Here is a 10,276-nt window from a genome sequence, read left to right as displayed (position 1 = left end):
GGACGAATTCACCAGAATACGCAGATTGGTTATCGCACTATCTATTCAAGAGGCCAACAAGGCCCTGAGGAGACATAAATGGCCGGTTTTCTGCCCAAGAATTCCACACTGAAATTTGCTGTTCTATCTGCGCTGATGTCCATGCATGGCTTCTCTTTGGCCGCGGGCTCCTTTGAGGGACCTGTCGGTATTGAAGGCCGTTGGGCAATGGAGGTGACTGTTGGAGCTTCCATGAGAACCAAAGACGCTGATGAGTCCTTGGTGTTTATAGGCAATGGTGGTAAGGCTTCGAGTGGTACGGTCGACGACGGCAACTTGAATTACAGCAAGGGTGATGTATTCAACGCGGTGGCCAAAGCTGTAGGTGAGCTTGAACTTAAAAAAGACAACTACGGTGTTTTTATTCGAGCCAAAGCTTTCTCGGATTTTCACAATAGAAGTAACAGGGTCCCACATGGGTCATCCAACAACGGGTTTCGGCCGAATGAGCCTTTGAATGACAACGGGTTTGACAAAGGCACGAAATTTGAGGATGCGCAGTTTCTGGATGCTTACTTCTTTGGCAATTATGAGCCCTTAGGCAAGCCGCTGACCTTGAAAATCGGTAACCAGGTGGTGACCTGGGGTGAGGCTTTGTTCGTGTTGGGTGGTGTGAACCAGTATTCCAACTTTGACTCGGCGGCGCTTCGTCGCCCGGGTGCGCAGCTGAAAGAGGTGTTCCTGCCCATACCCCAGATCTCTGCGAATATTCAGGCAACAGACGAACTGTCATTAGAGGGTTTTGTTCAGTTGAACCATGAGAAGGTGGTTGCGGATGGTTGCGGTACCTTCTTTTCTCAGGCCGACCTGTTGAACTGTAATTTCCAGGGTGCCCCAATCAACCCCGGCATCTTGAGCACTCCGGTGGGTGATATCGATTTCACTGGCTATGATGATCAACAAAGTTTCTCTGGTGGAGGCACAATTACTGCCGGAGGTATCCCGATTGACACAACCTTGTTCTCAGGTCTTGGTCCATTGGCGGGGCTTTTGGGCGGTATTACTGGATTACCAGCAGACTTGAGTAGCTTGAATTTCCGGATGGCCCAATTGGCAGATCGCAGGCCCAAAGATTCCGGGCAGATTGGGTTGTCCGGCCGTTACTACGCGGGCGAGATTGGCACTGAATTCGGCGCTTACATTGTGAATTATCACCAGCGTATTCCCAATCTGTCTTTGAAGAAAACACCATCTGGATTCGACGGTTCCTTATTCAATGGGCTGGAACTGGCGGGTCAGAGTGTGGTGAATCCACTGTCGTATTTCTTTGATTATGGATCAGAGAATATTCAGGTTGCAGGTCTGTCTGCAGCCACCGAGTTGTTTGGTTACTCAGTATTTGGTGAGGTTAGTTACACCAAGGACTTCCCGGCCGCCTATAACACCGCAGATTTGTTAAAAGGTGGAGCAACCGGAGACGGTCCTTTGGCGCGCTATGGCGACAATGCGCAGTTCCCGGTCGGTTCGATTTTGCCTGGCTCAAAACCCTTGGATAAAATTCAGGCCCAGATGTCAACGATTGCCTTGTTTCCCCGTCGATTGGGAGCAAGTCAGGTTGCTGTGATTGGTGAGATTGGTGCTCAAATGTGGCGCGGTATTGGTGATCCGTTTACCAGTGAGCGCTTTGGTCGTTCTCCTGCTTTTGGCGCTGGCGCCCACGCCACATACAACGGCGGTGACTGTAATGCTGGGGTTAATCCGAATTCTAGGAATTGTGCAGTGGACGGCTATGCAACTGAAACTGCATTCGGTTATCGGATTTTGTCTGTTGCACAATATCCCGATGCTATTTTCGGGGTCACTTTGGCACCACGCATCTTTTTTTCTCATGACTTTAAAGGCTATTCAGCCGACGGTGTCTTCCTTGAAGACCGCATGAATTTGGGTCTCGGGTTGAGGGCTGAGATCCAGTCAGCCAAGTATTTTGCTGAGATGAACTACAGCATGTTCAATGACAAGGCTTATTTCGATCCATTCAAAGACCGTGACTTCCTGTCTTTGGTAGTGGGCGCCAACCTGTAAAAGGTGGAACGACGAGGGTGAGCCATTCAAGGTTTGTTTTTAGGAGAGTATTGAGATGAAATTGATGAAGATCAAGCAGTTGGCTGTTTCATTGGCCCTGCTGGGCTCGGCCGTATCCGCGCACGCGCAGTCAGCTGATTTTTCAAAGCTGGGCACCACGCTGACTCCCATCGGTGCGGAAAAGGCGGGTAACGCTGCGGGTACTATTCCTGCGTGGAACGGTGGTCTGAGCAAGCCGCCTGCAGGATTTGACCCTGCAAAAGGTTACGTTGATCCGTTTGCGGCTGATAAGCCAACCTTGACTATTACTGCTGCAAATATGGAACAGCACAAAGACAAGTTGGCGCCTGGGCAAATGGAGATGATGAAGCGCTACCCTACTTATAAAATAAACGTATACCCAACACAGAGAACCGCTGCTTACCGTGCTGATGTTTACAAGTTCGCCAAAGAAGAGGCGGCTGGTATCAAGCTGGCTGAAGGTGGCAACGGTATTCTGAATCTTAAGAAGTCCAATGTACCTTTCCCTATCCCAACAGAGGGTGTCCATGTAATCTGGAATCATATTATGCGGGATTTAGGTGGCTCGATCACTCGATACTCCGCCGACTTTCCAGTGCAAACCAACGGAAGTTTCACTGTGGGCAAGCGCACGGAAACCATTTCCTATGCGTCGTTCATGGCTGACCCGGAACCCAACCGCATTTTCTATTACTTGAACCAAACCACTGCACCTGCGAATGCGGCGGGAGAAGTGGCCTTGGTACACGAGCCTTTGAATCAGGTTCAAGAGCCGCGTTTGGCGTGGCAGTACAACCCTGGGCAGCGTCGCGTGATTCGCGCGCCTGAACTGGCGTATGACTCACCAGGTATTGGTGCTGATGGCTTGAGGACCAACGATGACTTCAACGGTTTCAATGGCTCACCAGATCGATACAACTGGAAGCTGGTAGGCAAGAAAGAAATGTATGTGGCCTACAACAACTTCAAGTTGACCAGCAAGGCTTTGAAATACAGCGACATCATCAAGCCGAATCATGTGAACCCCGACCATTTGCGTTACGAATTGCACCGTGTTTGGGTGGTAGAGGCCACATTGAAGCCTGGCGCTCGTCATATTTACTCCAAGCGCGTGTTCTTTATTGATGAAGACTCATGGGCTGTTTTGCATGCAGACCAGTACGACGCACGTGGCGGCTTGTGGCGCGTGCGCGAGGTGTATGGCGTTCAGTTGTACGATGCGCCTGCCTTTGGCCCTGCCGGCGAAGTGATTTATGACTTGCAAGCGCGTCGATATCTTGTGAATGCTTTGACCAATGAAGAAAAGCCTGTCGAGTTTGGCAAAAAGTACACCACAGCTGACTTTTCGACAGCAGCGCTGCGCCGTATGGGTAGGTAATGATGTTTCAGCGTGTGTGGGGCGTATGGTGTCCCATACGCCTGAGGTTTAATTTTTTGCAACCCAGAGAAATCACTTCTCTGGGTTTTTTTAAATTGGAGATGGCATGAAAAAGCCACTGCTGCGTGCAACCTTACTGACTCTGAGTTTGTGCGTTAGTCAATTCAGTTATGCATTTAAAGATCCGTTGGATTTACCTGCAATTCAAGCACCAAAGGCTGCGAAGGCTTTGTCGCTCAATGTGACTTCCCAGGGTAGCAACGTGCTGGTGGTGGGCGAGAGAGGCATTATTTTGAAGCGAGACTTCGCTGCAGGCGATGCTGCGCAAGGAGTAAAAGACAACGAAGGCAAGGTGTGGACTCAAGCCAAAGTGCCCGTGTCAGTCAATTTGACGGGTGTGCAGTTTGTGAATGACAGCCTGGCGTTTGTGGTTGGTCACGATGGCGTCGTGCTGAAGTCAACGGATGCCGGCGCAAGCTGGGCCAAAGTATTTGATGGCATCAAAGCCAATGAACAGGTGGTTGCTGCGGCAAAGAAGAAAATGGAAGACATGCAGAGTCGATTTGACGCTGCGAGTCCGGCTGAGCAGGACAAGATGACTGAAGCGTTGGAGGCAGCAACTTTCGCATTTGAAGACGCGGAGGCTGGTGCGCGATTTGGCCCTGCGCGCCCCATGCTTGATGTCTGGTTCAAGGATGAAAATACTGGCTGGGTGGTAGGCAGTTACGGGCAAATTTTTGAAACCAAAGACAGTGGCATGACGTGGACCCTGATTGCGAATCGCCTGGACAATCCTGATTTTCGTCACTACAACGGATTGTATGGTGATGACACCGGGCTTATGTTGATTGCTGGTGAAGCTGGGCGCGTTTATATTTCCAAAGATTTTGCTGCGACCTGGACACGTTCGGATACCGGCTACAACGGCCATTTCTACGGCACTGTAGTTACTCGCAATGAGGAAGGGCTGCCTATTATTTTTGCATACGGTTTTGGTGGCAATGTTTACCGATTAGGTGCGGGTGCCAGCGCTTGGTGGCAGTTGCAAAGTCCCAGCAAGGAAAGTTTTGTCCAGGGTTTAACGCTTGGGAAGACTGCATTATTTGTGGATCAAAAAGGTCGCTTGGTACAAACCGATGAGTCGGGTACTACATTGAAAATGGTGAGTGCTTCCGAGGGCAAGCCTGTCACTGGCATGGCTCTGGTCAACAACACTTTGGTATTGAGTGGTCAGAATGGCCCTAGAACTCTCGCGCTGCCACGCTAACTGGAAGAACTGTCATGAGCAATCAAGAAGAATTGGGTAAGGTCGAACGGTTTTTTGAGTCGATTTTGTTTGGGCATCGCAAACTGGTTATAGCTGTGTTTGCTGTGTTGTCTGTGTTTTTTGCTTACCACGCAGTACAGCTGAGGCCTGATGCATCGTTTCAGAAAATGGTGCCAGTCACGCATCCGTTTATTGCCAATTACCTGAATTACGAGAACGAGTTACGCCCGCTGGGAAACGTCCTTCGCATCGCTGTTCACAATAAGAACGGAACCATTTATGAGGCGGAGTTTCTTGAGAAACTTCGCTTGATTACCGATGAGGTTTTTTATATTCCAGGCGTTGATCGCGGGAATTTGAGTTCCATTTGGACACCCAATGTGATGTGGCGACAAGTCACCGAGGAAGGGTTGCGAATGGGGCCTGTCATTGGTCAAGGTTTTTCGGGCTCCCCAGAACAGATTGAAGCTGTGAAAGCCAACGTAGAGCGTTCGGGGCGGATCGGATCTCTGGTTTCGAACGATCAGCGTTCCGCCATTATTTTGGCACCGTTATTGGAAGTAGATCCAGATACTGGCGAGAAGCTAAGTTACGGCAAGCTCTCAGAGCGTATCGAGGAATTGATTCGCGATAAGTATCAGAGTGAGGATATTTCCATTCACATCACCGGTTTTGCCAAAGTGGTGGGAGATTTGATCGAAGGTGCCAAGGATATTGCAGGATTTTTCGCAATCACCTTCGTGCTGACCGTGATTTTGCTGTTGTGGTATTCCCGTTGCTGGAAGAGTACCGCAGCCACTATTTTTTGTTGTTCTCTTGCGGTGATCTGGCATTTGGGTTCAGTGAGCTTGTTGGGTTTTGGACTTGATCCTTACTCCATACTTGTTCCATTTTTGACATTTGCGATTGGTGTGAGTCATGCGATTCAGAACGTGCGAACGATGGCTTCGGAACGTTTCCACGGAGCCGATAAAATCCAAGCTTCCAAGGCTACTTTTCACCTGCTGTTCATTCCCGGTTCTGTTGCTTTGCTGGCCGATGCTGTTGGTTTCTCTACATTGCTGGTGATTGAGATTGGTGTGATTCGCGAATTGGCGATCAGCGCCTCAATTGGTGTGGCAGTGATTATTTTCACCAAGATGTTTTTGTTGCCAGTGCTGATGAGTTATACGGATGTGACCGAGCGTGGTTTGAAGCAGGTTGCCAAGCAGGAAGCCAGTAAGCACACAGTGTCACATCTTTTGTCTCGCCTGACTGAAAAGAAAGTGGCTTACAGTGTGAGTGCTGCGGCTGCGCTGATATTGGTGGCTGGCTTGTTTGCCTCTGCCGACATCAAGATTGGTGATTTGGATCCAGGTGCACCAGAACTTCGTCCTGACTCACGATACAACCAAGATGTGAAGTTTCTAGTCGAGAACTACTCCACCAGCTCGGATGTGTTTGTGGTGATGGTGGAGACACCGGCGGGTGAATGTGGCGCCTACCCGGTGGCCTCTGCGGTAGACCGCTTTCAGTGGGAGATGGAGAACCTGGAAGGAGTAGAAGGCACGGTTTCTCTGTTCACTGTGATGAAAAACATCATTGCCGGTTTCAATGGTGGTAATCCGAAGTGGTTGGCCATTTCCCGTGATCGCTTCATTTCAAATGGTGCGCACAAGAATATTCCCACCACTTTGTACAACTCCGAATGTTCGATGACACCTGTGATTCTGTTCTTGTCGGATCACAAAGCCGAGACACTTGAGCGGGTGGTGGCCAAGGTTCAGGCTTTTGCTGCGGAGAATGATTCAGCAGATGCCAAGTTTATTCTGGCTGCGGGCAATAGCGGTATTGAAGCGGCAACCAACATTGTTGTGGAGCAGGCTCAGAAAACTATGTTGCTGTTGGTATATGGCATTGTGGGAGCTTTGGTGTGGTGGGAATTCAAGAGTTTCCGCGTGATGCTGGCCATCATGATTCCCTTATTTATCACAGAGGTGTTGTGCAAGGTCATTATGGTGCAACTCAATCTCGGTATTAAAGTTGCGACGCTGCCTGTAATTGCGCTTGGCGTGGGTATCGGGGTTGATTATGGCATCTACATTTACAATCGACTTGAAAGTTTCCTTGCCAAGGGATTGAATTTCAAGGATGCCTATTTTGAAACCCTGCGTTCAACGGGTGTCGCGGTTGCTTTGACTGCGGTCACTCTGGCGTTGGGTGTGTTCACATGGGCATTCTCTGCAATCAAGTTTCAGGCCGACATGGGCATGCTGTTGGCATTCATGTTTCTCTGGAACATGGTTGGAGCGGTGATCTTGATTCCAGCGTTGATACGCTTATTTGCATACGGTGCAGTGAAAAAAAGGTTTGGTCCTTCCGTGGAGGCGCCAAGCCGCTAATTGGTGTTAACACGAACTCTAGGGCAGCCTTGAGCTGCCCTTTTTTTATGGTCACGGGTTTGTGGTAACCTGCCTCAATCATATTCACTGTCCATTTCTGCCATGCAGTTTCCAGCACTTCCCGCAATTCCTCATCCTTTGCAATTCAAGTCAGTTACATTCACTGCTTTGCAACCCGGGCCAAAGTTGATCGTACTGGGTGCTGTACACGGCAATGAAGTTTCAGGTAGCAAGGCGATCCTGAAAATGATTCAGGAGTTTGAGAGTGGTGATCGATTGTTGGTAAAAGGACAAGTGACCTTTGTGCCAATCACCAATCCTTTGGCCTATAACCGCAAACAGCGCAATGGTGACAGGAACCTGAATCGCAATTTGACGCCGACCAATGACCCGACTGATTTTGAAGATCATGTCGCAAATTGGTTGTGCCCCTTGCTGGCTGCACACGACGTATTGCTGGACATACATAGTTTTCAGAAAGGGGATGTGCCTTTCGCTTTGTTTGGCCCAAAGAACAATGACAGTGCGCTTGAGTCTTTCAAGCACGAGGATGCTGAGCGAGGTTTGGCCTTGCGATTGGGGGTGAGTCGTTTTGTGGATGGTTGGCTGGACACCTATGCCAAAGGCGTTGCGAACCGTGTCGCTTATTTGAAGGCAACAGGTCAATCCGGCGAAGGTTTAAATACAGATCCACGTTATGGCATGGGGACCACGGAGTGCATGCGCTCGAGCGGTGGATATGCGGTTACCCTGGAGTGTGGTCAGCACGATGATCCTTTGGGGCCAGATGTTGCTTACCTTGCTATATCCAATACCTTGCTTCACCTGGAATTGATGGAAGGACCTCCGGTACCAGCAGTGAGTAAGTACCAGCATCTCAGTTTGGTCGAGGTAAACGACAAGCAACATTTTGACGACCAGTTTGTACGTACTTGGTCTAGCTTCGATCCCATACGCAAGGGTGAGTTGATTGGCATTCGACAAAGTGGCGAGGAGGTGAGGGCCAGTCGGGACGGTTTTATAGTTTTCCCTAATACACTGTCGCAGGCCGGTCAGGAATGGTTTTACGTGGCTGTGGCCAATCAATCACTCCAAAGAGGGGAGAAATAGGTAACTTTTCCTAATAAAACGCATCAAATGCCTACAAACAAGTGATTGAAATATATCACTTTCCGGATTGAGTCTTCAGTGCGCTTTTGTTTAAATTGAAGCTCAGTGAATAGGTGTTTGACAACAATGAGCGGTATTAATCATCAGATTTCGGATCAAACAATCCAGGCAATTGCGCTTTTGGGTGGGGCAACTGCACAGTCCTACAGTGCTGTGAGTTTGAATGTTTCGCCGGTAGCGCTTGATTCACAAGAGGTCGACGCGAGTGCGCCTTCTTTCCCTTTCACTGATAAAAGCACCCGAAGCGAGACCGAGGTTACTTCGCATTCGTTGGAAAAGTTTGTTACTGATGCCTCCACCCCCTTGTTGGCCGGTCGACCCACTACTTTGAATGTTACCGAAGAGTTAAGCGCGCTGCCCGGCGATTTGGTTGAATCAGATATTCAGAATCCCGAATTGATGTCCCGTTTTGAGGACTCGACGGTTGAAAGTGAAGGTTCGTCTGGGGTCCAGCAGATTGCATTATCAGGTGCGACGTTGATTGCGGATGACTCTATCGAAGCACCTTCTTCTGTTTCAGCGGGATTCTCTCTGCTTGATTTTATCGAGCAGGCTATTGCTCAGGCCGAGGCTTCCCAACAAGAGTTCGATGAGACTTTTGATGGCAGCCGTCAGGGAGAGTTTCGAGAGTTGCTTGTTGATACAGGTACAGCCGTGGGTTCTGGGATTCGCGAATTTTTGCAGGAGAATGTCGCTGGGGTGGGCCGCGATTTGTTGTCTTCTTCAATCGATACGGCAGGTGTGGAGCCCCTCGATCCGATTGCGGATCCATTGTTGAACATAAATTACTATGAAAAGTCAGCAGAAGTCCTGAACGGTTTGCTGGATGCAGTCGCCCAGCCTATTGGTTCGATCGCCTTGCCTCAAGTGGGTCCTCTGCTTGCGGATCCCCGCGAAGAATTGTCAGCCTATATCGGCTGAATCTGCTACGCTTTTAAAGGCGTAAAAGACCGCTTTTATCCCCCTTCCTAAGGATTTGATTCGTTTTCACATGGTTCAGAATAAAGGCTGAACCATGTTAACGGTCAATCCACTCATGAACTACAACAACGAACGAACTCCCGGCGAATCATCCACGGAGATGATTGAAATTCTGCTTTTCTCCTTGGGCGGCCAGGAAATTTTCGGCTTGAACGTATTCAAGATTCGGGAAGTCACTGAACTGTCGCAGGTCACTCAGATTCCGGGGCAGCAAGGCGCAATGAACGGAGTTATTTCGCTGCGCGGACAGGTACTGCCGGTAGTGTCACTTGGCGATGCGATTGGCATGTCCAATGGCGAACCTAACTCTAAAATGATCATTTCCGAATTTGCATCTCGCTCAGTGGCTTTCGCAGTCACTGATGTCGATAAAATCATTCGGGTGCCCTGGTCTGATGTGAAGCCTCCACAAAAGTACGATTCCGAGGAAGGATCCGTTTTCGGAGTGGTGATGCTGCAAGACGGGAGTCTGGTCTCTTTGGTGGACATTGAAAGCGTGTGCCACCGCGTGTTGCCTGAAAAAGATGCGACACCGGTCAGCACCGGTTTTGAGTTGAATAAAGCTGGGCCTGTATTCTTCGTGGATGATTCGATTGTGGCTCGTAGAAAAATCAGTGAGGTGCTGGACACCATGGGTTTGAAACACAGTCATGCGGTCAACGGTGTTGAAGCCGAGCAAAAATTGTTGGCCATTGCCTCCAGTGCCAATCAGAATTCAGAGGAATTGGAAGAGCGTGTTTCTCTGGTGTTGGTGGATGAGGAAATGCCGATCATGGATGGTTGTACTTTGACCAGGAAGCTCAAGGGTGATCCTAGATTCAAGAACATTCCGATCATCATGTATTCCTCTTTGACTTCTGAAGAAAATGCACGTCGAGGCATTGAAGCTGGTGTCAACATCTACGTGAAGAAGTTTGATTCGACTTCACTTTCCAACGCCATCGGTCAGCTTTTGGCACACGCTTGATGAAATTTATCTTGAAAGCGCTACACTTCGGTCATTCGAGGTGAGCGCTT

The 10,276-nt window shown here is 49.4% G+C and carries 7 protein-coding genes; all 7 read left to right on the top strand.

Going from position 1 to position 10,276, the window contains the following annotated elements; genetic code table 11:
- Window positions 1–78: 78 nt before the first annotated feature.
- The 7 genes from B4N58_RS10855 to B4N58_RS10825 all read left to right on the top strand — a co-directional run bounded on the left by B4N58_RS10855 (window position 79) and on the right by B4N58_RS10825 (window position 10,226).
- Window positions 79–2,061: a DUF1302 domain-containing protein gene (locus B4N58_RS10855; protein WP_008252992.1), complete on the top strand. Its 1,983-nt coding sequence runs from the start codon at window positions 79–81 to the stop codon at window positions 2,059–2,061.
- Window positions 2,062–2,116: 55 nt separating this feature from the next.
- A complete protein-coding gene (locus tag B4N58_RS10850) occupies window positions 2,117–3,460 on the top strand; it encodes a DUF1329 domain-containing protein (RefSeq protein ID WP_291749102.1) in 1,344 nt (447 codons plus the stop codon).
- Window positions 3,461–3,566: 106 nt separating this feature from the next.
- On the top strand, window positions 3,567–4,727 hold the full coding sequence (locus B4N58_RS10845) for a WD40/YVTN/BNR-like repeat-containing protein (protein WP_008252990.1): 1,161 nt from the start codon (window positions 3,567–3,569) through the stop codon (window positions 4,725–4,727).
- Between the two features lie 14 nt (window positions 4,728–4,741).
- The gene (locus tag B4N58_RS10840; protein ID WP_008252989.1) at window positions 4,742–7,108 is read left to right on the top strand and encodes an efflux RND transporter permease subunit; all 2,367 of its coding nucleotides are present in this window, start codon (window positions 4,742–4,744) and stop codon (window positions 7,106–7,108) included.
- Window positions 7,109–7,210: 102 nt separating this feature from the next.
- Entirely contained in the window at window positions 7,211–8,218 is a 1,008-nt protein-coding gene (locus tag B4N58_RS10835) for a succinylglutamate desuccinylase/aspartoacylase domain-containing protein (RefSeq protein WP_291749096.1), read from the top strand.
- Between the two features lie 126 nt (window positions 8,219–8,344).
- Window positions 8,345–9,199 carry a hypothetical protein gene (locus B4N58_RS10830; RefSeq protein ID WP_291749093.1) on the top strand — a complete coding sequence of 285 codons (855 nt, stop codon included), beginning with the start codon at window positions 8,345–8,347 and terminating at the stop codon, window positions 9,197–9,199.
- A gap of 115 nt (window positions 9,200–9,314) precedes the next feature.
- The gene (locus tag B4N58_RS10825) at window positions 9,315–10,226 is read left to right on the top strand and encodes a chemotaxis protein (RefSeq protein WP_291749090.1); all 912 of its coding nucleotides are present in this window, start codon (window positions 9,315–9,317) and stop codon (window positions 10,224–10,226) included.
- The last annotated feature ends 50 nt before the right edge of the window (window positions 10,227–10,276 follow it).

The organism is Limnobacter sp. UBA3528 (assembly GCF_002377005.1).
GTDB lineage: Bacteria > Pseudomonadota > Gammaproteobacteria > Burkholderiales > Burkholderiaceae_B > Limnobacter.
This window is presented reverse-complemented; position numbering and strand designations above follow the sequence as displayed.

Excerpts from the sequence above, each read along its gene's own strand:
- B4N58_RS10845 (WP_008252990.1), top strand. The coding sequence starts at position 3,567 with ATGAAAAAGCCACTGCTGCGTGCAACCTTACTGACTCTGAGTTTGTGC.
- B4N58_RS10850 (WP_291749102.1), top strand. The coding sequence starts at position 2,117 with ATGAAATTGATGAAGATCAAGCAGTTGGCTGTTTCATTGGCCCTGCTG.
- B4N58_RS10840 (WP_008252989.1), top strand. The coding sequence starts at position 4,742 with ATGAGCAATCAAGAAGAATTGGGTAAGGTCGAACGGTTTTTTGAGTCG.
- B4N58_RS10830 (WP_291749093.1), top strand. The coding sequence starts at position 8,345 with ATGAGCGGTATTAATCATCAGATTTCGGATCAAACAATCCAGGCAATT.
- B4N58_RS10855 (WP_008252992.1), top strand. The coding sequence starts at position 79 with ATGGCCGGTTTTCTGCCCAAGAATTCCACACTGAAATTTGCTGTTCTA.
- B4N58_RS10825 (WP_291749090.1), top strand. The coding sequence starts at position 9,315 with ATGAACTACAACAACGAACGAACTCCCGGCGAATCATCCACGGAGATG.
- B4N58_RS10835 (WP_291749096.1), top strand. The coding sequence starts at position 7,211 with ATGCAGTTTCCAGCACTTCCCGCAATTCCTCATCCTTTGCAATTCAAG.